General features: G+C 41.6%; 21 protein-coding genes, 1 other RNA gene and 1 pseudogene. 3 read left to right on the top strand and 20 right to left on the bottom strand.

Translation table 11 applies throughout. The annotated features are described in order from the left end of the window. Positions 1-22: 22 nt before the first annotated feature. From LKD48_RS03330 to LKD48_RS03320, 3 genes are read right to left on the bottom strand one after another with little or no spacing between them, the layout of a single operon-like run. Complete coding sequence (locus LKD48_RS03330) at positions 23-1,051, bottom strand: HAMP domain-containing sensor histidine kinase (protein WP_066556723.1); 1,029 nt, start codon at positions 1,049-1,051, stop codon at positions 23-25. Further along, positions 1,048-1,722: a response regulator transcription factor gene (locus tag LKD48_RS03325; protein ID WP_308731188.1), complete on the bottom strand. Its 675-nt coding sequence runs from the start codon at positions 1,720-1,722 to the stop codon at positions 1,048-1,050. The genes LKD48_RS03330 and LKD48_RS03325 overlap by 4 nt, the downstream gene beginning before the upstream one ends. A 13-nt stretch (positions 1,723-1,735) precedes the next feature. Then, positions 1,736-3,178, bottom strand: a complete 1,443-nt coding sequence (locus LKD48_RS03320) for a phospholipase D family protein (RefSeq protein WP_308731187.1) — start codon at positions 3,176-3,178, stop codon at positions 1,736-1,738. A gap of 184 nt (positions 3,179-3,362) precedes the next feature. Here LKD48_RS03320 and LKD48_RS03315 point away from each other — a divergent pair, with 184 nt between their 5' ends. After that, positions 3,363-4,358 (top strand): DUF6709 family protein, encoded by a 996-nt coding sequence (locus tag LKD48_RS03315; RefSeq protein WP_308731186.1) that lies wholly within the window; start codon positions 3,363-3,365, stop codon positions 4,356-4,358. 195 nt (positions 4,359-4,553) lie between these two features. Here the strand turns inward: LKD48_RS03315 and LKD48_RS03310 are convergent, their stop codons facing one another. The 3 genes from LKD48_RS03310 to LKD48_RS03300 all read right to left on the bottom strand — a co-directional run bounded on the left by LKD48_RS03310 (position 4,554) and on the right by LKD48_RS03300 (position 8,621). Then, positions 4,554-5,858 carry an O-acetylhomoserine aminocarboxypropyltransferase/cysteine synthase family protein gene (locus LKD48_RS03310; protein ID WP_066556735.1) on the bottom strand — a complete coding sequence of 435 codons (1,305 nt, stop codon included), beginning with the start codon at positions 5,856-5,858 and terminating at the stop codon, positions 4,554-4,556. A gap of 144 nt (positions 5,859-6,002) precedes the next feature. Then, a complete protein-coding gene (locus tag LKD48_RS03305; protein WP_308731185.1) occupies positions 6,003-6,914 on the bottom strand; it encodes a LysR family transcriptional regulator in 912 nt (303 codons plus the stop codon). A gap of 294 nt (positions 6,915-7,208) precedes the next feature. Further along, complete coding sequence (locus LKD48_RS03300; RefSeq protein WP_308731184.1) at positions 7,209-8,621, bottom strand: Sapep family Mn(2+)-dependent dipeptidase; 1,413 nt, start codon at positions 8,619-8,621, stop codon at positions 7,209-7,211. Between the two features lie 197 nt (positions 8,622-8,818). Here LKD48_RS03300 and LKD48_RS03295 point away from each other — a divergent pair, with 197 nt between their 5' ends. Beyond that, positions 8,819-10,171, top strand: a complete 1,353-nt coding sequence (locus tag LKD48_RS03295) for an MATE family efflux transporter (RefSeq protein WP_308731183.1) — start codon at positions 8,819-8,821, stop codon at positions 10,169-10,171. Between the two features lie 75 nt (positions 10,172-10,246). On the opposite strand, the gene LKD48_RS03290 is transcribed toward LKD48_RS03295, so the two are convergent. The 14 genes and pseudogenes from LKD48_RS03290 to LKD48_RS03225 all read right to left on the bottom strand — a co-directional run bounded on the left by LKD48_RS03290 (position 10,247) and on the right by LKD48_RS03225 (position 23,023). Continuing rightward, positions 10,247-10,942, bottom strand: a complete 696-nt coding sequence (locus tag LKD48_RS03290) for a CvpA family protein (RefSeq protein WP_308731182.1) — start codon at positions 10,940-10,942, stop codon at positions 10,247-10,249. A gap of 20 nt (positions 10,943-10,962) precedes the next feature. Further along, positions 10,963-13,263, bottom strand: a complete 2,301-nt coding sequence (locus tag LKD48_RS03285) for a hypothetical protein (RefSeq protein ID WP_308731181.1) — start codon at positions 13,261-13,263, stop codon at positions 10,963-10,965. Between the two features lie 20 nt (positions 13,264-13,283). Beyond that, positions 13,284-13,883 carry a recombination mediator RecR gene (gene recR / locus LKD48_RS03280; protein ID WP_227100553.1) on the bottom strand — a complete coding sequence of 200 codons (600 nt, stop codon included), beginning with the start codon at positions 13,881-13,883 and terminating at the stop codon, positions 13,284-13,286. After that, positions 13,883-14,248: a YbaB/EbfC family nucleoid-associated protein gene (locus LKD48_RS03275; RefSeq protein WP_066556754.1), complete on the bottom strand. Its 366-nt coding sequence runs from the start codon at positions 14,246-14,248 to the stop codon at positions 13,883-13,885. The genes recR and LKD48_RS03275 overlap by 1 nt, the downstream gene beginning before the upstream one ends. Positions 14,249-14,288: 40 nt before the next feature. Beyond that, positions 14,289-15,890, bottom strand: a complete 1,602-nt coding sequence (gene dnaX / locus LKD48_RS03270) for a DNA polymerase III subunit gamma/tau (RefSeq protein ID WP_308731180.1) — start codon at positions 15,888-15,890, stop codon at positions 14,289-14,291. Between the two features lie 6 nt (positions 15,891-15,896). Then, on the bottom strand, positions 15,897-16,967 hold the full coding sequence (locus LKD48_RS03265; RefSeq protein WP_227100555.1) for a 6-phosphofructokinase: 1,071 nt from the start codon (positions 16,965-16,967) through the stop codon (positions 15,897-15,899). Between the two features lie 142 nt (positions 16,968-17,109). After that, positions 17,110-17,374, bottom strand: an RNA gene (gene ffs / locus LKD48_RS03260) — signal recognition particle sRNA large type. Positions 17,375-17,414: 40 nt separating this feature from the next. Next, positions 17,415-17,924, bottom strand: a pseudogene (gene tadA, locus LKD48_RS03255) (tRNA adenosine(34) deaminase TadA); the annotation flags it as partial. A 32-nt stretch (positions 17,925-17,956) separates the two neighbouring features. After that, entirely contained in the window at positions 17,957-18,910 is a 954-nt protein-coding gene (locus LKD48_RS03250; RefSeq protein WP_308731179.1) for a DUF6128 domain-containing protein, read from the bottom strand. Positions 18,911-18,981: 71 nt separating this feature from the next. Then, positions 18,982-19,848, bottom strand: a complete 867-nt coding sequence (rsmA, locus tag LKD48_RS03245; protein ID WP_227100557.1) for a 16S rRNA (adenine(1518)-N(6)/adenine(1519)-N(6))-dimethyltransferase RsmA — start codon at positions 19,846-19,848, stop codon at positions 18,982-18,984. Further along, positions 19,841-20,620 carry a TatD family hydrolase gene (locus tag LKD48_RS03240; RefSeq protein ID WP_308731178.1) on the bottom strand — a complete coding sequence of 260 codons (780 nt, stop codon included), beginning with the start codon at positions 20,618-20,620 and terminating at the stop codon, positions 19,841-19,843. Before LKD48_RS03240 ends, rsmA begins: the two co-directional genes overlap by 8 nt. 32 nt (positions 20,621-20,652) lie before the next feature. Continuing rightward, positions 20,653-21,789: a zinc ribbon domain-containing protein gene (locus tag LKD48_RS03235; protein WP_308731177.1), complete on the bottom strand. Its 1,137-nt coding sequence runs from the start codon at positions 21,787-21,789 to the stop codon at positions 20,653-20,655. Positions 21,790-21,846: 57 nt separating this feature from the next. Further along, positions 21,847-22,197, bottom strand: a complete 351-nt coding sequence (locus tag LKD48_RS03230; RefSeq protein ID WP_118615921.1) for an Hpt domain-containing protein — start codon at positions 22,195-22,197, stop codon at positions 21,847-21,849. Between the two features lie 109 nt (positions 22,198-22,306). Next, the gene (locus LKD48_RS03225) at positions 22,307-23,023 is read right to left on the bottom strand and encodes a CpsB/CapC family capsule biosynthesis tyrosine phosphatase (RefSeq protein WP_118615923.1); all 717 of its coding nucleotides are present in this window, start codon (positions 23,021-23,023) and stop codon (positions 22,307-22,309) included. Between the two features lie 242 nt (positions 23,024-23,265). On the opposite strand from LKD48_RS03225, the gene LKD48_RS03220 reads away from it, so the two are divergent. Continuing rightward, positions 23,266-24,684 carry an arabinose isomerase gene (locus tag LKD48_RS03220; RefSeq protein ID WP_066556783.1) on the top strand — a complete coding sequence of 473 codons (1,419 nt, stop codon included), beginning with the start codon at positions 23,266-23,268 and terminating at the stop codon, positions 24,682-24,684. The last annotated feature ends 94 nt before the right edge of the window (positions 24,685-24,778 follow it).

Below are 24,778 nucleotides of genomic sequence, written 5' to 3'. Positions count from 1 at the left end.
CTTTCCTCCTAGTATTTTATAATTATTGTAATGGGAGCTGCACAACAAACCTGCATCCTCCATATTCGCGATTTTGTGCTTCAATCGTTCCGCCTGCACTGTCAATAATTCGCTTTACAAGTGCAAGACCAAGACCATTTCCTTCTGCCTTATGGGAACCATCTGCCTGATAAAACTTATCAAATATCCTGTTTTTTATTTCCTCGTCAATTCCAGGGCCTTCATCTTCCAAAATAAATTTTACCTGATCATTTTCCTGTTTTAAAAACATCGTAATTATTCCCTGATTAGGACTAAACTTAATGGCATTATCCAAAAGATTTATCCAGACATGCATAAAAAGTCCTTCATTTCCTACATATTTAACAGCCTCCATCTCTACCTGAAATCCAATTTCCTTCTGTGTCCACTTTGATTCTAGAGAAAGTAGTGCCTGTCTAATCTGCTCATCAAGACGATATTTTGTCTTTTTCATTGGAATATTCTGATTTTCCAGCTTAGACAGCAGAAGAATATTTCCAACAAGACAAGACAATCTCTGAGTATTAAACAGGATTTTCTCTACATATTCATTTTGTTCATTCGAAAGCTCCTCACCCTGAAGCAGCATCGTATAACCTTCAATCGCATTTATAGGTGTTTTAAATTCATGTGAAACATTAGAAACAAAATCCATCTGCAGTATGTGTGTCGCACGAAGCTCTTTTGTCATCACATTAAAACTATTATATGATTGTGCCACCTCTGCAATACGGCTACTTGTTTCTAATTGTTTATCAAAATCTCCTTGCGAAACGTCCTTCATTGCCTCGCTAAGCTTTGTGATCGGCTCTAAAACCTTTCTATTTAAAAGTGCTGTAATTAAACCTGCAATCATTGTATTAAAAATCAACAGCCAGACAATCGCAGGAATATTTTCCGGCATTTCCAGAAAATGCTTTAAAAACGCAAAAAGTAATGCTGAAATTATCATCGAACAGGCCAATGCCAGCCAAATAATGCCTGTCAAATATGTGCGAATTTTAAATTCCTTCTCTTTTCTTTTTTTCATGATTTCTTTACCACCTTATATCCAATGCCTCGCATCGTCACAATTTCAAAATCAGAGTTTTCCTTAAATCGCTCTCTAATTCTTCCAATATGAACTTCAATCGTATGCGGGTCAGCCTCTGTTTCCACTCCCCAGACATCGTCCATCAGTTGCTGTTTTGTAAATGTACGTCCTGGCGATGCTGCCAATTTGTACAAAATCAGAAATTCCTTTTTCGGAAGCACCTGAATTTCTGAACCCATTTTAACAGTCATTTGATCATAATCAAATTCTGTAGAGCCAATTATAATTTTATGTGCACTAAGGATCTGTGCACGCCTCAGCAAAGCCCCAACTCGTAAAACCATCTCATTTACATTAACTGGCTTTACCATATAATCATCACTTCCTGACAAAAATCCCTGACGCATATCATCAAACGTACCTTTTGCCGTAATCATCAGCACTGGAATCTGATATCCTGCTGCCCGTAGCCTAGAAACAAGCTCATACCCATCCATTACAGGCATCATAATATCAGAAATGATCAGATCGATGTACGCTGTGTCAAGCGTTTCCAATGCCTGCATGCCATCTGACGCGCATTTAACCTGATATCCATTTTTTTCAAGTACTTTTTGAAACAATTGACTCAATTCCTTATCATCTTCTACAATTAAAATATTAAACATATATCCTCCATAATTAAAACAAAAATCGTACCCATCCAAGCAAATGCTGTACTAAGAAAATCTTTATTTGTTTCTTTTTTGTTAATGCAATTGGCTCCACATGATATGGATTATTGTATGTTCCGTCTTCCAACACCTGTCTTGACATTTTTTCATACGTCATCATACCTTCCTCAAGCTGTTTGTTAATTTCACTGCTTCGTATAACTAACATAAGCTCTGTATCAAGATATGCACTTCTCATATCCATATTAAAAGAACCTATCACTGATAAATTATCATCAATCAAAATACTCTTTCCATGATATGAGAAACCACCTTCATACTCCCAAATATCAATCCCTGTATCTACGATTTTATCCCTGTTTACTGCATAATCTGCTGAACCAAACGGATTCCCATTATTTGCAGCAGAATTTGTCATGACAGAAAATTCTGAAACATTCTTCGCAACATCTGCCCATGTATTATACATCATTTCATTGCAAATGATATACGGTGTATGGATCTTTACACGTTCTTTTGCATTTTTCATAAGCTCTCCAAGCGTATACCAAACCACAGGCTCTTTTGCACCTGTATGGATAGGATTTGACACCAGAGTAATCTTTTCTGTCTCAAAGGTTTCATCTGTATAATCACTGTCAAAAATACGCTCTTTATACTCTGCAGCATATTCTTTATATTCTTCTTCCATTCTTAAGGCTGCTTTCTTCACAGAAGCCTTATCTGCCAATTTTTTATCTTCGTGAAAATAAGCACAGTCATCCTGTTTCCATATATTTTCAAAATAATCCAACAATTGGCTAACAGAATTTTCCTTCTGTGGATTCTCGCATATAACAAGGACATCTCTGTCATAATTTTTATATTTTTCAAAATCACCAAGAAAATAATTATATGTATTTCTTCCACCAAGAATATATATACTTCCATCTGCTATCAAATATTTATCATGCATCCTTCCCATCATTTTCCATGGTGTTAATGGATTTGCCTGATTATAAATCTTCACTTCAATATTTTCATTAGAAGATAACGCATAAAAATAAGGATTCCATTCCATAGCAGTCCAGCTTTCAAAGCCATCTGCTAGTATGCGAACTTTAATGCCTCTGTTTGCAGCTTCAAGAAGAGCTCCCATAATCAGCTTTCCACTCTCATCAGAGTGAAATGCAAAAGTAGATAAAATAATCTCTTCCCTTGCATTTTGTATCAAACGGATTCTCTGTAAAAGAGCTTCATTATTTTCTTCTATAATCGTGGCTCGTTCTGGGTTCTCACTAATCTGATTCCAATTTTTAATTTCCTCTTGAACTGCTGTTTTGGTTTCAGAAGATACTTTAGGCTGTTTTTTATATGCAGTGTAAATTCCAATTGCTTCATAAAAAACAATGACAAGAATCACTGCCAGTATACAAAAAATAATTTTTTGGATTTTACGCTGTTTGCTCATAGTATATTATCTTCCTTTCTTACTTGCTGCATGTAGCATACAAATAAAAACTCAATTGAACCTCAACAACGATTGACTTTTCCCCAAAATGCTTTATTTTATTTACAAAAACAAAAAAATCCAGTATACTCATTGTATGGTGAATCTACATTGACATGATCTCTCACAAAGGAAAGGAAACAATATGATTTTATCCTATATCCGAAAAAATCAGTGTAAGCGCCTTTTTTACCCGCTGATGCTGCTCGGTGTTGTCATTTTTCTTGTATGGCGCTCGCCTGTCACTGAATATGTGACAAAACGCACCATCAGCAATGCCATGCTTATCAATGATTCCATGGCAAAAAAGGTTTTGTATGCGAAAATTAAAACAGGAACTCTCTATTACAGCGGCGAGGACTGTCTGGCAGGCGGTGAGCTCGTTGGACATTATTACTACGAGCTTATAGGCGGAAGCTGTCATTTTTATCTCATCCGCGCTGTGGCCGGCTATCCAGCTTCCAAAACACTTGAAGGACAGACTATTATAGGGCGCGTTGATGCTTTTGAACCCGAAATTCTAGATCCGCTCACACAAAAGCTTGCTGAAGATATTTCATGGGATGCAAAATCCCTTAAAAGCGTTTGCCAGAAATATTTTGTCAACCAGACTGCCTATCTAAACAGGCGTGAAATTGTGCTTATGGTTGTCCTTCTTTTGGTGTTTGTCTTAATGATTGTGGTTTTTATTCGCACATTTTTATATATCATAAATCCACGTCTAACAAAAACCTACCGAAATCTGGAGCACTATGGCAATCCTGAGAAAATTTTAAGTGATGTGGAAAAACAAATTCGTCGAAGGATTCTTCTGCAGACAAAGACACTTATTCTAACGCCTCGCTATCTTGTTGAGCTCTCTGATGATATATGTGCCATTATCCCACTTCCGGAAGTATTATGGATCTATGATCATGCTGCTATGCGCCGGACCATAAAGGGACGCCAGTTAAGCTATACAATCCATGTTGTCACCATGAAGGGTGAGGAATATACACTGACTGGAAAATCACACCGTGAAGTCAGCGCTATATATCACGAGCTAAATACTCGTTATCCGAATTTTTTCTTCGGTTATTCAAAAGAACATCAGGAAATGGTTCAATATGTATTGCATGAAATGAAAAACGAAAAAACATAAGAAATCTGTATATAAAATGAATCAGAGGACATAATAAAAATGTCAGAAATCTAGCGGCATTTTAAATGCCGCAGTCAGCTGACAGGCGGTTATGATTCCCCCCTCTAAACCGCAAAGCTTACAAATGATATCATTTATTATTTATCCTCCCCTTTCAAAGAAGAGCCTGCGCAGATGCACAGGCTCTTTCTTCTATCACTTCGAGATTGCTTCAAATGCTTCCTGAAGATCATAAATAATATCATCAATATTTTCTGTACCAATTGAAAGACGAATGGTGTTTGGCTTGATTCCCTGCTCTGCCTGTTCAGCCTCGTTTAACTCAGCATGTGTAGTAGATGCCGGATGAATAACAAGAGACTTTACATCTGCTACATTTGCAAGCAGTGAGAACAGCTTCAGCTGATCAATAAACTCTTGTGCTTCCTTTGCGCCGCCCTTAATCTCAAATGTAAAGATAGAACCGCCGCCATTTGGGAAATACTTCTTATAAAGAGCCTGCTGCTCTGGGTCTTCTGATACTGACGGATGATTTACTTTTTCTACAAGCGGCTGTTTCTTTAAGAAATCTACAACCTTAAGTGCATTTTCTACATGTCTCTCTACACGAAGTGACAATGTCTCAAGTCCCTGCAGGAAGATAAATGCATGGAACGGCGAAAGAGTTGCACCTGTATCACGAAGTAAAATAGCACGGATTCTTGTAACAAATGCTGCAGGACCTGCTGCGTCTGCAAAGCTAATTCCATGATAGCTTGGATCTGGCTGTGTCAGCTGCGGGAACTTTCCTGATGCTTTCCAGTCAAATGTTCCTCCATCTACAATGACACCTCCGATGGTAGTTCCATGACCACCGATAAACTTTGTTGCAGAGTGTACTACTACGTCTGCACCATACTCAATTGGTCTTACAAGATACGGTGTTGCAAATGTATTATCAATAACAAGCGGAATCTGATGCTTGTGCGCAATCTTTGCAATTTTCTCAATATCAACAACCTCTGAGTTTGGATTTCCCAGTGTCTCAATAAAAACCAGTTTTGTATTCTCCTTGATAGCGCCCTCAATCTCTTCATAATTAAATGGATCTACGAATGTTGTGTTGATACCATATGATACGAATGTATGTGCCAGCAAATTGTAGGTACCACCATAGATATTTTTTGCTGCAACAACATGATCACCTGCAAATGCCAGATTCTGGATTGCATATGCAACAGCTGCTGCGCCAGATCCAACTGCAAGTGCTGCAACACCACCCTCAAGGCTGGCAATTCTCTTCTCAAATACATCCTCAGTCGGATTAGTCAGTCTTCCGTAAATGTTGCCGGCATCCTTTAATGCAAAACGGTCAGCTGCATGCTGAGAGTTATGAAATACATAGGAAGATGTCTGATAAATCGGAACGGCTCTTGCATCTGTTACTGGATCAGCTTCCTCCTGTCCTACGTGAAGCTGCAGTGTCTCAAACTTTAATTTTCTTTCCTTTAATGTACTCATATTTAAATCCTCGCTTTCAGGTGGTGTTTTTTGTTTCACTGTCTGTATTATAGCGAAGGCGCCTGTCTTTGTCTAATACACAAAAGCAAACGCCTGTTATTGGATTCTCCTATAGCTATATTGGATGATTAAAGTGGTTTTTCATCACTTCAGCACCAGATTCTTGTATTTTGCAAGCTCATTAACATAAAGCTGCGCCAGTTCACTTAACTGAATACTTTTTCTCTTCACATATCCGATTGTCATGACCTCTGTTTCCTTAAGCGGAACTGCCGCATAGTCACTTCCGTTTAACTCCTCACAAATAATACCTGAACACAAAGTATAACCATTTAAGCCAACCATCAGATTTAGCATACTTGCTCGGTCATCTACCTGAATTGTCTGTTTATACTCATAGGTACTAAAAACCTCCTCTGCAAAATAGAAGGAATTTGTCTTTCCCTGATCAAATGTAAGACAAGGATACTTTTCAAGCTCCTGTAAGCTAACACTAGACTTTGATGCAATCGGATTTTTCTTCCACACATATACATAAGTATTGCAGTCAAACAGTGGGATAAACTCAAGCTCACTCTCATGAATCAGCTTCATCAAAATCTTCCTATTAAAATCACTCATATAAAGAATACCAATCTCGCTGATAAAATCCTTTACATGCTCAATAACAGTTCCCGTCTTTGTCTCATGAATTGCAAACGCATAATCGTCCATACCAAATTCCTTTACCATCTCAACAAATGCTTTAACGGCAAAGGTATAATGCTGCATGGAAACGGCAAAGCGCTTCTTTGTTTGTGTCTTCTCTACGTATCGCTGCTCCATCAAACGATACTGCTCAACAACTTGTCTGGCGTAGCCTAAAAATTCATTTCCCTCCGTTGTCACAAGGATGCCTCTGTTTGTTCGTCCGAATATACGGATTCCAATCTCTCTCTCAAGTTCCTTTACTGCCTCTGAAAGACTCGGCTGAGAAATAAATAATTTTGCTGCTGCCTGATTCATTGATCCACAGTCCGCGACGGCAATCGCATATCGTAATTGCTGTAATGTCATTGCTACCGTCTCCTCATGTTTTGGCGGGTCTCAAGGTCACAACTTCTAGTGCAAGCACGATCCGCTTGTGACTTTTCGCCCCTGTATCATATACAGAAAAAGGCCCTGCTCTCTGCAGGGCCAAAAGGGAATAAAAAGGGGAGGGATGCCGATTACTTCATCGGCTATGAAAAAGATATATGAATGTCCAGTTGATTTCTCAACTGTGCCTACATCATAACCGATAAATGTGTTCATTTTTTGTCCAAATTTTTAACGATTTGTGAATGGATGGCACTTTTCCCACTTTTTTTCTCATTTTCCGCAGAGCTTTACTATTGCAAGCGCAAAAATTTCTGCACTCATAACAAGCTGATCAATAATAACAAACTCATCCGGTCCATGCATATGGTTATCTACAGACGGATCTGCACATCCACATGCCACACCATTTTCAATATGATGAACGTAGGTTCCTCCACCAATTGCAAGTGGTTCTCTTACTTCACCAGTCACATCTGTATAAGTCTCAAGTAAGGTTTTTACAAGTTCAGAATCCTTTGGAACATAATGAGGCGGATTCAGCGGTGAATCATTTGGCTCAAAGCCGGCATCTGAAAGCTTCTTTTGAACAACATTCTTTGTATTTTCCTCTGTTGCACTGTTGCATGCACGGCAATCAAAGGTTCCACTCATCTTTGTATCATTTAATTCAAACAAATCAAGTGTCAGGGTTGTCTTTCCTGAAATTTCATCCTCAAGGTTCACACCAAGTCCTCCTCCGCAGTAATCACCGTGTGGGAACAGAGTAGTTACATTGTGAAGCAATGTCTTTGTCTTGCTTTCTGCAAGCGGTAGGGATGAAAGCAGCTTAAGAAGTGCAGTCAATGCATTGTTTCCATCCATTGGACTTGCCGCATGTGCAGATACACCATCTGCATGAATCATAAGAGCACCATCTTCAACCAAAGAAACAGTAAACTTCACACCTGTCTCATCTTCAGCTTCTTTTACATATTTATTCATCTCATCTGCTGTCATTCCTTCAACAACGGCATCTGCCTTTGCTGGAACAACATTTACCTTAATTCCACTGACAGCACTTCTTACTCTAGGAAGACCTTCCTCTAGTGAAACTTCTGCTGTAAATGTAGTGTGAAGGCTTCCCTTCTCTAAAAATACAAGCGGAAAATCAGCATCCGGTGAAATTGTCATCGGTGCATGAGTATTCTTTCCAAAATAGTAGGCAATATCAGAACTTCCACACTCTTCATCAGATCCTAAAATCAAACGAACATCCTTATCTAACTCAAATCCAAGGTCACGCACTGCCTTCATTGCATAGAGTGCCGCAACAGCTGGTCCCTTATCGTCAGATGTTCCGCGTCCGTACATCTTTCCATCCTCAACTATAGGCTCAAACGGTGTTGTCTTTGTCCATCCGTCTCCGCCTGGAACAACATCAAGATGTGCCAGAATATCAAGTCCAAGCTCCTTTCCATTGATTACTGTGTCAATCGCATAATTATCCCAGTTTTTTCCTAAAAAGCCGTGCTTCTCAAAAAGAGACAATCCTGCCAAAAGTGCCTCTGCTGCACCCTCGCCATATGGCTTTCCCGGCAGCGCCTCTGCACGAGCACTGTCTACTTTGATCAATGTCTTAATGTCTTCAACCATCTCGTCGCGATGTACGCTAAGATACTCATGAATCTTTTCCTGTACTGTCATAATCTTTCACCTTTCTATATTTGCTATTGGTAGCGTTATGCTACTATGATACCCCTAGCCGCACAAAATTGCAATGCTATTTTGCATAGCTAGAAATAGTTTCAAAAAAGCAAAAAAACACTTGCAAACGTTTTATAACCTGCTATAATGTGCTAGAAAAACGTCAAAATCAACTTTAAAAAAGGAGCATAAGAAGTATGGCAAAAAATGCAACAAGGGAGATGACATCTGGAAGCCCGGTCAAATTAATTTTAAGCTTTGCAGTTCCGCTGCTGCTTGGCATGCTGTTTCAGCAATTCTACAGTATGGTTGATACTATTATCGTAGGAAAAAGTTTGGGCGTTGATCAGTTGGCCGGTGTCGGATCCACAGGCGCAATCAACTTTATGATTATAGGATTTTGCAACGGTGTTTGCAGCGGATTTGCTATCCCGATAGCACAAAGCTTTGGAGCAAAAGACTACAAAAGACTGAGAAAGTTTGTTGCAAACGCAGCCTGGCTGTCCATCGCATTCGCAGCTGTTATGACAGTTGTCGTCTGCGTACTATGCAGACAAATTCTTTTCTGGATGGACACACCAGAAAATATTTTTGAATATGCCTATAGCTACATATTTATTATTTTCCTCGGAATACCTGCCACATATCTATATAATCTACTGTCAGGTATTATTCGTTCCCTAGGAGACAGCCGAACACCAGTTATATTTCTAGTTATCTCAGCCATGTTAAATATTATTTTTGACCTGCTGGCAATTCTTGTGCTGCATATGGGAGTGGCAGGTGCTGCATGGGCTACAGTTCTCTCCCAGCTGATTTCTGGTATTCTATGCTTCTTATATATGAGAAAGCAGTATGATATTCTCAAATTTGAAAAGGATGAGATGAAATTTGAGGGGCGTCAGGCGATCATACTTTGCAACATGGGCATTCCAATGGGGCTGCAGTACTCCATTACCGCAATCGGAAGTGTTATCTTACAGACTGCAGTAAACTCACTTGGTTCTCAGGCCGTAGCCGCAGTTACAGCTGCTGGCCGTATATCTGGCTTTAGCTGCTGCCCGTTTGATGCACTTGGCTCTACAATGGCAACATATGCCGGTCAAAATGTCGGCGCTGGAAAGCTTGATCGTGTTGGAAAAGGCTTGAAATCCGCAAGCTTCATAGGCGGCATCTATGCCATTATTGCTTTCTTTGTATTATCATTATTTGGAAGACAAATTGCACTTCTGTTTGTATCGGCAGATGAAATTGCCATTCTTGATCATGTTAAGCAGTTTTTAGTTTTCAACACGGCTTTCTACATTCCGCTTTGTCTCGTCAATACTGTGAGATTTTGCATACAGGGAATGGGCTATTCCCGATTGGCAATTTTAGCAGGTGTCTGTGAGATGGTTGGACGAATTATTGCCAGTCTTGTTCTTGTACCACTCATTGGCTTTGTTGGCATATGTCTTGCCAGTCCAATTGCATGGATCATGGCAGATCTGTTTCTCGTTCCAGCATACTGTCATACAATAAATCGAATGAAAAAAATATTAGCTTCTTAAATTTAAAGCAGCTAATCAAAAAATACCCCTCGACAGGCTGCTTATGTGTGCAGACTGATCGAAGGGTATTTTTTATTAACGTACTGCCTTAAGCAGTGCATTTAGCAAAAAATTATTATTATAAAGAAATGTCAGCAGTGTACTCTGTGTAATCATTGAAAGTGCCTCGCGTCCCCAATCTTGTGCTGCAAACGCCGTCACAACAATTCCGCCGATCCATATTATAATCAACGCAGTACAAAGCCCGCAAATGGCGCCTGCAATACAGTCAATCTGATGCAAAACAGGCAGTCTCACAATTCCTGCTAAAACCATTGTTACAATACGAAGCAAAATCCATACAACAACAAAACTGATAATACAGCAAACAGCCTCAAATGCCAAATCTGTGAGCCATCCCGTAATATAGGCTGCTATATTTTGAATGCCACGCTGCTCATAAACTGCCTTGCTGTTGCTTTGCTCTAAAGATTTTGTCAGAACATCCGGCAGATTCAGACTATCAATGACCTTATCTGTCATCTGCGCCTGTCCTGCCTGAATCTCTTGTGTCTTTTCTTCCACAAATGAACTAACACTAGTCTCTATTGCTGCATAAATCCCTGTCTGGTCTTTCACAAAATCAGACACAGGCTCGCGGACAAACAGCATGATTACCAAGCTTACAAAAAAGGACGCAAATGAAAGAACTGTTTTTACAAGTCCTCTTTTTGCACCAGCCAGTGTCGCAAGTGCAATCAATACGATTACCGCTATCACAAGCCAATTCATAGAATCACACCTTTCTTTTTTCAGCCGACTTCAAAATCCTTATCACGCAAAATCAGACAGCCTCTCTTGTCATATTTGCTCTGGAAGAGCTTGCGCATAGATTTTTTCTCGGCCTTCTCAATTGCATTATTTACAATCATCTCAACAATACGCTTTTTATTGCGCTCCTGATTACCTGCAATTACCTTTAAGCGCTCCATCAGTGCCAGCTCACCTGATTTATCAAACACACTGTCCTCTCTATCTGCATATCCTCTTGCATACTCAAGAAGCTCAGTAACAGAATATGTCTCACGGACAAATTGGGCCGTAACTACCTGTGCAAGCTGTGGGTAATCAATAAGCAGATGACGAATTGAGGCCGGTGTATCGATGAATACAACAAGCAAGCTTCTGTCAGTTGGATCAATGATCTTACAAAATTCATTGATGACACGCTCATTCATGTCTGCCGCATCTTCAATAAGAATTGTCTTTCCAAGCAGCTTGTCAATTGACTTAACAAGTCCCTTCTGATTCAGCTTCTGACCTGTAATTTTCACAACAGATCTCGGAACTGCACGTGAAGAGCGTTCTGCCAGTTCCTCTAAATATTCAAGTGCCAGTTCAATATCATCCTCATCTGGCATCGCCTGAATAGCAAAATGCCATACACGTGACATATCCTCCGGATTGACAATTGGAAGTCCGCTGTTTGCTGTCATATCTGGTTGACGGCTCTCAGCAGATTCTTCCTGAGCATCTTTCTCTTCTGGTTCTTCCTCAAATTCTTCTTGAGGTTCTTCCTCTTCTGGTTCTTCCTGAATCTCCTCCTGAGTCTCTGCTTCTTCTGGATCTTTTTCAAATTCTTCTTGAATTTCCTCCTGAGTCTCTTCTTCCTCTGGCTCTTTCTCAAGTTCTTCCTGAACTACTTCCTGAGTCTCTTCCTCTTCTGGCTCTTTTTCAGGTTCTTCTTGAACTTCTTCCTCTGGCTCTACTTCCACCGTTTCTGCCACTGGTGCTGCCCACTCAGAAATCTGAGGTTCTTCTTCTGGCTTATATGCTTCAAACCAAACAGCCTCATCAGTGTTTTCACTATCTGAGGTTTTCTCTGAAGTTTCGGTGTTTGCTGTTTCAACGTCTGAGGTTTCGTTTTCTGAAGTCTCGTCATCTAAAACTTCACTTTCTGTAGTTTCGTCCTCTGAAATCTCATCCTGCATATAGGAAATATCCTCAGACACCTGCAGTTTTTCTTTCTCTTCAACATCTGAAGGAATTTCAGAAACCAGCTCCAAATCCTTCTCCCCGGCAAGCTGCTGCACCTGCTGTACCTGCTTTGCCAACTCATCCTGCAGCTCGTTCTGGGCATCCTCCTGCTTTGCACGCTGAATTACTGCCATAATTTCGTTCATGTCACTCGTAACAACACTTTGTCTGGCATGTTCTAATCTTTGTTCCTTCTTTAAGCGTTCTACTGCCTCAAGTTCCTCTTCACGCTGCTTACGAAGCTTTTCTTCACGCTCTAGCAAAGCCTTCTGCTCATCCTCTCGCGCTTTAGCCTCTTTTTTAGCTGCCTCCTGCTCTGCCTGATATGCCTTTTCCTGCTCTTCCTGCCACTTTGAAATTTTTTCCTGTGCGGCAGCTTTTTTAGCCAACTCTGCCTGTGATTCTTTCTTTTCCTGCTCTTCTTGCTTTTTCTGAAGCTTTTCGTTTTCTTCCTGTGCCTTTTTGTCTGCAAACTTCTGAACCTTTTCCTTTTGCGCCGGTGTTAACGGTGCAAACTGACTCTTAAGAGAAAGTGCCTTTTCTACATATTTTCCAAGGCCAAACCAAAGAATAATATCATCACACAGTTGGATACACTTATCCTTCTCATTATTCATCGCATATAAAACAGCCAGCTCATAAGCCCATTTCTCATCAAAATCCTCTCTCTTATAAGCTTCCAGAATTTTGATTTTTTCATCAAGAGTCGCCTTCTGATAACGTGCCATCTTATATAAAAGAATATATCTTCCCTGATCGTTTGGTGCTATACGGCAAAACTCCTCGAAATAATTTTTTGCATCATCATAGCTGTCTGCCTTCAATGCAAGCTCCGTTAGGCGATACACGATACGGCGTCCCATCGCTGCATACTCATATGCCTGCTGCAAAATATCGATTGCCTTTTCATACTCTCCTACTGCCGTATAGACATCGGCTGCCAGTGTCAGCATTTTTACGTCGCGGATTTTTGTCCAGTCGATCGTATCGCACAGCTTTGCAGCCTCGCCATACTCTTTTCTGGCTGCAACCTGTCTGATATGCTCTGTTTTTAACTGATATTCGTATTTATCCATTTTGTCACCATTTCCTGCAACTATAATTCCACACGTCCATCAAGTGCACGTGTTAATGTCACTTCATCTATATATTCCAAATCACCGCCTACCGGCACGCCACTTGCAATACGTGTTACCTTAATGCCAGCTGGCTTGATTAATTTGCTTATATACATCGCTGTTGCTTCTCCTTCCAGACTGGAATTTGTCGCAATAATCACCTCTCGCACATCTTCGCGCTGCAGGCGCACCAGCAATTCCTTTATTTTAATGTCTCCCGGTCCTATTCCAAGCATAGGAGAAATTGCCCCGTGAAGAACATGATACACACCATCAAATTTTCCTGTTTTCTCATAAGCTGCCAGATCTCTGGAAGTTTCCACCACCATAATCACTGACTTGTCTCTCTTTGCACTGCCACAGATCGGACACAGCTCCTGATCTGTCAGTGTGAAGCATTCCTTGCAGTAGCGGATATTGCTGCGCGCATTCACCATCGACTGCGCCAGCTGCTCTACCTGCTCTTTTGGCATATTAATAATATGAAATGCCAGACGCTGAGCTGATTTTGCTCCAATCCCAGGCAGTCTGGACAATTCTTCAATCAATTGATTTACTGTTTTGCTGTAAAAATCCATCAGAACGGAAAGCCTCCGCCAAGACCACCAAGGCTGCCGCCTAAACCACCTGCTAATTTGCCCATTGACTGAGAAGAAGCCTCATCAACCTGACGCATAGCCTCATTTACAGCTGCTACGATCAGATCCTGCAATGTCTCGATATCATCTGGATCAACAGCTTCTTCTGCCAACTCAACATTTGTTACTTCTCTTTTGCCAGAAACAGTAACCTTAACAACACCGCCACCTACACTTGCAGTAAATTCCTTTTCCTCAAGCTCCTTCTGCTGCTCCTCCATCTGGCGCTGCATTCTCTGTGCCTGCTTCATTAAATTGTTCATATTGCCCGGCATACCGCCTGGGAATCCACCTCTTTTTGCCATGTCTTTACTTTTCCTTTCAACTATTATTCAATAAATTTAATTATTCATCTTCAACACCAATTTCCATATTGATTCCCTCAATATGGCTGCCTCTTGTGATGCGCGGCATCGCCTCACCTGCCTCAAGAAGCTTCGCAGTAATTGAAAATTCCTTCTGATACTGCTTATTTAACATCTGCCGAAGCTCTTCCATACGTTCCTGTCGAAGCATCAGCTCATAGTTAAATTTGTTTGTGAATACAATGCACAATCCTTTTGCCTTATCATAGCTTATATTTGTTCCCATCAAAATCGAATTCATAAATCCCGACTGCATGTGAGAAAGCTTCTTCCACTCACTGCTTATCTTTTGATAGTCCTCATATTCAGCCTCACTTAATTCAACAGTCTGCGCTGCTTTTTGCATAACAGGCTGCTTTGCATCGCCCTCAAAATAAGAATCAAAAATGCTTCCAGACTGCTGTGGTTCTGTATTATTAACAAAACTGCCAGAAGCAATTTTCTCCTCAATTTGATCCAGTCTCACACGAAGACTCTCTATATCATCCTCCATCTGCGGCTGCATCATCTTAATAATTGCCATCTCAATAAGTACTCGTTTTGAGACAGCAAATTTGAGCTGATTTGAAAGCTCTGAACATATCCTGATATTTCTCATCAGCACACTAAGAGCCACCATCTTTGATTCTTCTCGAAGCGCCTCATAATTTTCTTTTGTCATCTCAAGTGCCTGCGCACTCTGGTCTGCTGTCTGCACCAGCATAAGATTTCGCAGATACCAGATAAAGTCTGTAACAAATTGGCTAAGATCGCGCCCCTGTGAACTGATTTCATCCATCAGCTGCACGCATCCCGGCACATCACATCGTATAATCAGGCGAAGCAGCTTAGAAAATACCTGTGTATCTACTGCACCGAGTACATCTAGCACCTTCTCATACGTCAGCCTCTGACCATAATAAAATGAAATACATTGTTCCAAAAGACTTAATGCATCTCGCATCGATCCATCAGCTGCTTTTGCTACGTAGCGAACTGCATCCTCATCTGCCTCGACACCTTCTACCTTAAGCAGATTGGAAACCTGATCTGCTATTACATTATTTCCAATTCGCCTGAAATCATATCGCTGACATCTCGACAAAACCGTGATAGGTATTTTATTTGCCTCTGTCGTTGCTAAAATAAAAATCACATATGCCGGCGGCTCCTCAAGCGTTTTTAAAAGCGCATTAAAAGCCCCCGCCGACAGCATATGCACCTCATCTATGATATAGACGCGATATTTTCCTTCTGTCGGCGAGTACTGAACCTGATCACGAATCTCTCTGATATTATCGACACCGTTGTTTGATGCCGCATCAATTTCAGCCACATTTACCGAACGTCCCTCAAGGATCGACCGGCACACCGCACATTCATTGCACGGGCTTCCATCCACAGGATGCTCACAGTTGACGGCACGCGCCATGATCTTTGCAATCGTGGTTTTTCCTGTTCCTCTCGTGCCGCAGAACAGATAAGCATGACCTACGCGGTCTGAAATAATCTGATTTTTTAAAGTCCGTACAATGTGCTCCTGCCCTCTTACATCTTCAAATCGGGCAGGACGCCATTTGCGGTATAATGCTGTATATGCCATTTACAATTAATCTCCAAATGAAATTCCCATGAGCTTTGCTTCCTGAACCATCTCATCATCCGGCTGGATCATTTTAAGCTTTCCTGCAACATCTGCTAACGGAATCTTTGCGATATGATTGTTCTTCATACCTACCAGGTAGCCAAACTCTCCGTCTAAGATCATCTTGCCTGCTGCTGCGCCAAGTCTTGTTGAAAGGACACGGTCATAAGGGCACGGACTTCCACCTCTTTGCATATGACCTGGAACTGCTACACGCACCTCCTGTCCAGTCAGCTCAGAAATCTTTGCACCAATCTCGTAAGAGATAGATGGATACTGACGCGTTGCAATATATTTCTTATATTCTTTCTTTGAAAGTGCAGCCTGCTCCTTGGAGATTGCACCCTCAGCAACAGCAATGATTGAGAAACGCTTTCCTTCCTTAGCACGCTTATTTACAGCTGCTGCCACCTTATTGATATCATACGGAATCTCTGGAACAAGAATGATATCTGCTCCGCCTGCAATACCTGCATGAAGCGTAAGCCATCCTACCTTATGACCCATTATCTCCACGATAAAAACACGTCCGTGTGAAGCTGCAGTTGTATGGATACAGTCAATAGTCTGTGTAGCCAGATTGATAGCACTCTGAAAACCAAAGGTAACATCAGTTCCCCACAGATCGTTGTCAATTGTTTTTGGAAGTCCGATGACGTTAAGTCCTTCCTGACGAAGAAGATTTGTCGTCTTCTGGCTGCCATTTCCGCCTAATACTACGAGACAGTCAAGCTTTAGCTTCTTGTAGGTATTCTTCATTGCCTCTACCTTATCAAGACCATTCTCATCCGGGACACGCATCAGCTTAAATGGCTGTCTGCTCGTACCCAAAATCGTACCGCCATTTGTCAGAATTCCTGAAAAATCCTTTGATTTCATAATACGGTAATCCTCATAGATCAGTCCGCGATAACCTTCGATGAAACCAATGATTTCAACATCCTTTCTCTGATTATATAGCGTCTTTGCAACACCTCTCATGGTTGCATTCAAGCTCTGACAATCTCCGCCGCTGGTTAACATTCCAACTCTCATCGTATCTTCCTCCTTATAATTTAGGATTTCAGCTATATCAATGGCAAAACTAACCCATCGTAGTTTTTATTATACAAAAAAAGAGCTGTCGATGCAACAGACAACTCCTAAAAAACTCTTTTTCTTTTGATATATCATTTTTTTGCGCATCCCAGCTTCGAATGCCACCCCCAGACGTTACCTCTGCAGCCTGCTCGGCTCAGGCACCCTCACGGCACACAAGAGATTCTGCTTAATGCTGCTTCGTTCCCGACCTGACATGGTTCACAGAGTCTTGTTGCGTAAGACCCAAACTTCAACGCCACTTACAGAGGGCAGCTCTACAAGTGAAACACCCTCAGCCGGGATATGACCCCCACTATAGCGGATTGAAGGTACAAGGCACCGCTACCGCCCCGGCTGCGCATCCATAATTGTATCGGATATTTCTTCGTTTGTCAAGGGGCGTTTCTTCTTTTTTACCCTGATACGTTTAAAAAACTCTGACAATATCTGCGAGCATTCCTGTTCCAAAACACCCTTTGTGATCGGAATCTGATGATTAAACTGCTGCATATCAAGCAAATTTATAATGGAACCCGCACACCCTGCCTTTGCATTCATTGCACCTATAACCACACGATCAAGACGTGCCTGCACGGCTGCTCCGGCACACATCTGGCATGGCTCAAGCGTCACGTACATCGTACATCCCTCCAGACGCCAATCTCCTAGCTTTTTCGATGCTTTTTTCATAGCTGCAAGCTCTGCATGACCAAGCACTGAGCTTTCTATGTTTCTTCTGTTATAGCCTCTGGCAATGACTTTTCCATCACAAACGATAACACAGCCAATTGGAACTTCATCAATAGCTGCTGCCTTTTTGGCCTGTGTAAGTGCCTGACGCATAAATTTTCGGTCTTCCTTTTCTCTAAGCCTTGCCTGTTCTTCCAAAAGCTGCTCGTTCTCTGTTGCCATTGTTTTCCCTTTCTTCTGTTTTTGATGTGTTTTTAACCAAATGCAGGATTCACCGTTTTTTGTTGATCTGCAACTGTCATCTTTGCTTCCTTTTTTTCACCCTGATCATCTGCCGGAAATACAATCGGCACACACCAGTAGCCAAAGTCTCCTGCTGACGCTTTTTTTGATTTAACGGAGCGAAAACAATAAAAGCCAAACATCTGCGCCATCAATTCCTCACTCTTTTCATAATTGCCAGGCACCCAAAGCTCATAACGTCCTTGTGTCACTTTTGCAAATACAATATAGCGGTACTTCACAAAACTGTACATCAAAAATCCATTATTGCTTAACATCCAATTTGGACGAGGAAGACGGCCAATATCTGCTGGCATTACCTTTAAACAAACTACTGTATCACCTGGAAGCGTCTCAATATGCTGATACGCTGTACTTAACTGTGCCCAAACAGCATCTGCCTTATCTTGTCCCTGTTCTATTTTGTTTGTTTCTTTGCTATCAGTCTCACAGCAAACTTCCATCGTTTGAAGTTCTTCCTGAGGCTGATTTTCCAAAACCTGTTCATCTTCAGACTGTGCTGTTTGTTTTGCTCGATCCTTCTCAAACAGTGAGAGTCCAAAATACTGGTCATCCCAGACAGTTGCATAAGCGTTTGAAAACGGCTTCTGTCTGCCTGCTACAATTCCGCTAAGCTGCTCAAATTTAATCTCACTTCCTGCAAGATAAACGCCGTTATTGATGTACTGGAGCTGTCCTTTTCCATTTTTTACAACCATACGGCCAAGCGGCACACAATCGCAGCCATCCTTTGTATGATAAAAGCCAAATACATGTAAAATTTCAGCCTGCTCATTATTTTTTACAGACAGGAAAATACGCTGTACATCTCCTCTGATTTCTATCTTTGCAAACCCGCAGTTTTCCTTTTTTTGATCACCCTCATACTCAAAAAGATATGAGAGGAAGCGCTGATACTGTGCCATATTGATACCTTCCTTTCCTTATATGTATTCTAAATAAGTACATATGAAAGAAAGGCATCGTTTAGAACAATTTAATTCGCGCTTTTTGACAATGCATCAGAAAGTGCTGCAAACTGCTCAAGTGTCAGCGTTTCTCCACGCACGTTTGCTGCTAAACCAATGCTTTCAAGCACAGCTGCAAGCTCTTCCTTTGATTTGTTTAAACCGCCTACGTTATATAGGCCATTTACTAGTGTTTTTCTTCTCTGATTAAAGGATGCTCGTATAATGTCAAACATCAGCTTTTCATTTTTTACTGCCACTGGTTTTTTATGACTTGTCAGACGGATAACAGCGCTTCCGACATTTGGTCTTGGCATAAAACAGTTTGGCGGAACATTTGCCACGATATATGGTTCTGCATAAAACTGTACAGCAAGAGACAATGCACCATAATCCTTTCCGCCAGGAAGTGCCTGCATACGCTGTGCGACCTCCTTTTGTACCATAACAGTCACACTCTCCATAGGTACATGACTCTCAAATAATCCCATTAAAATTGGTGTAGTAATATAATACGGAAGATTTGCAACTACCTTGATGCGTTTTCCCTCGCACTTTTCTTCCACGAGCTTGTTAATATCAAGCTTAAGAACATCATTATGAATAACCGTAACATTATCATATGCAGACAGCGTGTCCTGTAAAATCGGAATCAGATTGTCATCGATTTCAACTGCAAATACATGTTTTGCAGATTCGCACAGATATTGGGTCAGTGTTCCAATTCCCGGTCCAATCTCAAGTACATAATCCTCTGGTGTGATCTCTGCTGCACGCACAATCTTATCAAGCACATGCGTATCAATCAGAAAGTTCTGACCAAATTTCTTTGCAAAATGAAACTGGTATTTCTGTAATACCTCTATTGTATTCTTTGGATTTCCTAATTCAGCCACAGTTTTCCTCCAATCGGTACAGTCTTTTGGCATTTGCAAGCGTTGTCGTAATAACAGTTTCCTCAGACACCTGCTTGATCTGTGCCAGTTGCTTTACTACTTCTTTTAAATACATTGAATTATTACGTTTTCCGCGATACGGCACAGGTGCCAGATATGGACTGTCTGTCTCAAGCACAATCGAAGAAAGCGGAATTTCTGATGCCACCTCTTTAATTACCCTGGCATTTTTAAAGGTAAGCACGCCTCCTATTCCAATGAAAAATCCCATTGAAATATACTCCTTTGCCATAGGCGCTGCATAAGAATAGCAATGAATTACGCCAGTATTTCCTGCCTTAGCAGCCTCTCTCATTATATCCATAGTGTCCTTTGCTGCTTCTCTGCTGTGTATAATAACCGGCAGATCAACCTCTCTTGCAAGTTCAAGCTGGCGTTCAAACCATTTCTTCTGAACTTCTCTCGGTGAGTTGTCCCAATAATAATCAAGTCCGATCTCACCAATTGCCACTACCTTTTTTTCCTGTGCAAGGCTTCGCAGCGTCTCAATATCTTCCTCTGTCATATCAGCTGTGCTGTCTGGATGAACACCAACGGCAGCATATATCTGCGGCCACTTTTTTGAAAGAGCAACCGCACTTTTTGAGGATTTTACAGACGCACCAACGTCCGTGATACAACAAATGCCGGAGGAGAAAATCTCCCCCAGCAATGTATCGCGATCCTCATCAAATGCATCATCATCATAATGCGCATGAGTATCAAAAATCATTTTATATTCCTCTCTGTTACAATCCGAAAAATTTATTCGATTGTCTCTGCAATCTCTGCTGCCGGTGCTTCCTGCACATCAGCTGCTGGTGTATCTGGCTGAGCCGGCGTATCTGGCTGAGCTGGTGTATCTGGCTGAGCCGGTGTATCTGGCTGAGCCGGTGTATCTGGCTGAGCTGGTGTATCTGGCTGGGCCGGTGTATCTGGCTGGGCCGGTGTATCTGGCTGAGCCGGTGTATCTGGCTGAGCCGGTGTATCTGGCTCTGTCGGCACTGTATCTGGCTGCGCTGGTGTATCTGGCTCTGTTGGCTGCGTTGGTGCCGGCTTTGGCTGTGTCGGCTGCGTCGGTGCCGGCTTTGGCTGCGTTGGCTGCGTCGGTGCCGGCTTTGGCTGCGTCGGCTGCGGCTTTGGCTGTGTCGGCTGCGGCTTTGGCTGTGTTGGCTGTGGCTTTGGCTGCGTCGGTGCCGGTGACGTAGATGGCTGTGTTTGTACTGCTGTTGTAGTTGTCGTTGTCTCCTCTGCAGTAGTTGCCTTTGTTTTTTCTTCAGTCGTTTTTTCTTCTGTTGTTTCTGCCTCAGTACTTGTTTCTGCCTCAGAAGAAGTTTCCTTTTCTGTACTTGTCTCTTCCTCTGTAGAAGTCTCTTGCTCTGTTGTCTCCTGCGCAGTGCTTGTCTGCTCCTCAGTTGTCTGAACAATTGTCTGTGGAAGCTTCTTTTTATCCTGCTTTGTTGCAGTAAGCATCTTTGCTGTCGCAATGCCCACAACCACAATACCAACAAGACAAATTAAAATCATTCCTCCAAGGATTTTATTTGCAATCGACTTTTTCTTTACCGGCTTCTCATCTGATTGGTCTGAAAAATAGGCTTCATTATTTTCATTATCATATGGACCACTTTCCGCCTCATATCCATCATCATACTGTTCTTCCTCGTAAGAACCATCATCGTACTCATCATCCTGATAAGTATCATCATACTGTTCCTCCTCGTAAGAACCATCATCCTGATAATCACTATCATCGTACTCATCTGATGACAGCTCATCATACTCCTGTAAATCTCTGCGCTTAAAAACAGTGCCTACGCTAGTAGCCACCAGACTCTTGCCACAAATCGGGCATACTCTGGTTCCTTCCTCAAGCTTCGCACCACATTTTGGACATATCATCCTCTGATTCCTTTCTGATTATCCTTATTTTGTAATTTCTGCAAATTCATCAGCTTTTCACTGTTCCAGCTGATTTAATGCATTCTCCACGCGTGCATAGCATGCCTGCACATCTGGCCACATAACCTTTGCCTGCTCCATATCACCTGCTCTTAAAGCCTCTGTGATCTCATAGCTTACTTCAAACAACGACTTAAAACCCAGGTTTGCACAAATTCCTTTAAGTGTATGTGCCGCACGAAATGCAGTCTCAACGTCACCTGCATCCATCGCCTGTGTTAACTGACTCATGCTTGGATCCTTCTTAAACATTAATGCAAATTTTTGTATTCTTGCTTCGTTCATGAGGCGCTTGAGAACGTCTTCATAATCTCCACCCATTGCCTCATAGCACTCTTTTATTGTCATGCTCTCTCCAATCTATTAATGTAACTATAGTTTCCATTTTCATTTTGTATTCTACTCTATCATTTATAAAATTTCAACCTGTTTTCGTTGCTTCCTACAAATAAAATGGCTATCTCAAAGTTTCAACAATTTTACTTGGATTATCTCTCATAATACGACTTGTGTAAAGTCGCCCCATATGCTTCTTCAAATATTCACAGCACTCCCCCATATGAGAGGCACGTCCCCTCAAATTGTGGGCATCGCTTGCAACATAATGAAGCATATCCTCCTGCATTAGCTTTTTACAAAAACGCTGTGCACCAAGTCCATTTCTTCCAATCACAGCATCTGCATTGACCTGCATCTCGCACCCCATTTCGATAAGATCTGCGATAAAATCAAAATCTTTTCTCAGCGCACGATAACGCTCAATATGGGCAATAATCGGATAATAGCCTGCTGTCAAAAGAGCATCAGCTCTCTCTTTTATAAAAGCTCTTGTACTGCTGCTTGAAAACTCAGTAAGTACATAGCGTGAATCTGCAAGTGTTGGACGAAGATCTCTATCTAATGTCTCCACCATCTCCATATTGGCATGAAATTCACAGCCCAAATACAGACGGATATTCCTATTTCTTGTTTCATCAACAAGCGTATCATACGCGCTCCAAATATCCTCCATATCAGGTTCAAACATTTCTTTTCGAAAATGTGGTGTCAAAATAATTGTCTCAACACCAGCGTCTATTTCCTTTTCAATCATCGAAAGGGCCATGTCCATATCCTTCGCTCCATCGTCCACCCCTGGCAGAATATGGCAGTGAATATCGTACAAATCTCTCATAAATCTCTTTCCTTATCTATTACTTTCCCTTACATTTCAACGTTATTCTAGCATTTGTTAAGTGCCCTTGTCAACCGCTGAAAATTAGAAGAAATCATTCTTATAAAAGGGTCGGAATAAGGTGATAAATGTGCCAAAAGTGATTGTTTTTTACACATGACTTTTGTATAATAATGCTGTAATTTGAGACTGGCAAAAATCGGCAGGCCAAATAATAAAAACAAATGAATGGAGGTTTCATTATGTTAGTAAACACAAAAGCGAGAGTCGGTGTATTTTCTATCGCATTAGGCGCATACCTTCCGCAGTTCCCATCATTAGTACCGGAGTTCGAGTCACAGTATGCAGCATTCAAAAAAACTCTTCCAGATACCGTAGAGGTTATTGACGGCGGAATGGTTACCACAAAGGAGCAGGCTATGGAAGCCGGAGATAAGTTCCGTGCAGCAGATGTTGATCTGGTATTTCTCCAGATGCTGACCTACGCTACCTCCTACAACATGCTTCCAGCAATCCGTGATCTTGATGTTCCGGTTGTTTTAGTAAATGTTCAGAAGTTAAAGGCATTAGATTATGAGCATACCGATATCGCATCCTGGCTCGGTGAAGGCTATGCATGCGGCGCTGTAGGTGAGGCAGTTGCAGACCTTGAAAGAGCTGGAAAACGACATGCTGTTATCACTGGTGTTGTTGAGGGCGGTGATCCTGGTGTTCAGGCAGAAATCGAAGACTGGTGTAAAGCAGCTCAGGTAAGAAGAAGATTCCGTGACACAAATATTGCACAGATTGGAAGACCATATCCTGGTATGATGGATCTTTACATTGATGAGACAAATCTGTATAACAGAATGTTCTTATACACAAAGCAGTTTGACTGGGAAAAAATGTGGGCTATCGCAGATGATATTACTGATGAGGATGCGATCCGCGCAAAGGCTCAGGATATTCTGGATACCTTCGAGATTGAGGGCGGCGGCACCATCGAGAAGGTTTGGGATATGGCAAAATATGTTGTTGCTTTTGAGAAGTGGGTTAAGGATGAGCACCTTGGACTGATCGCATCTCACTATGACGGATTTGCACAGGGCAAGGCTGGTGTTCTTGACAGTATGCTTATTCCAGCATTCTCTATGTTAATCAAGCAGGGAACTGCATGTGCCGTAGAGGGTGACATGAAGGTTGCCATGGCAATGAGTATCTTAAAAACAATTTCTGGAACAGGACAGCTTTCTGAAATGTACTCCATCGACTTTAACGATGACATCTGTATCATTGGTCACTCTGGAAGCGGCGATGCTGATATCTCTGCAAAGAAGCCAACCATGAAGATCGTTAAGGTATTCCACGGAAAGACAGGTGGCGGCTATCTGACACAGTTCTATCCATATACTGGTCCTGTTACCTACCTGGCAATCACACAAGATGCTGATGGTCACTTCAAGTTTGTTGTAGCAGAAGGTGTTAACGAGGACGGACCGATCCTTTCCTTTGGTGATACAAACATGAGAACACGCTTCACCTGCGGTGCAAGAGAATTTGTAAATCGTTGGAGCGAAGCTGGCCCAACTCATCATATGGCAGCAGCAACTGGAAGACATATTGATACCATCTTGAAGGTAGCAAAGATCTTAAATGTTCCTGTTGAAATTGTAACTAGATAATTACAATTCAAAGATACCAGGGTCAAAAGCTCCAAAAGCCGTTCGTGCTTGCACGATTAGGTTTTTGAGCTTGGGACCCGCAAAAACATGAGGA

This window comes from Anthropogastromicrobium aceti (assembly GCF_020687335.1).
GTDB lineage: Bacteria > Bacillota > Clostridia > Lachnospirales > Lachnospiraceae > Anthropogastromicrobium > Anthropogastromicrobium aceti.
The sequence above is the reverse complement of the archived record's forward strand: the minus strand, read 5'-3'. Positions and strand labels throughout refer to the sequence as shown.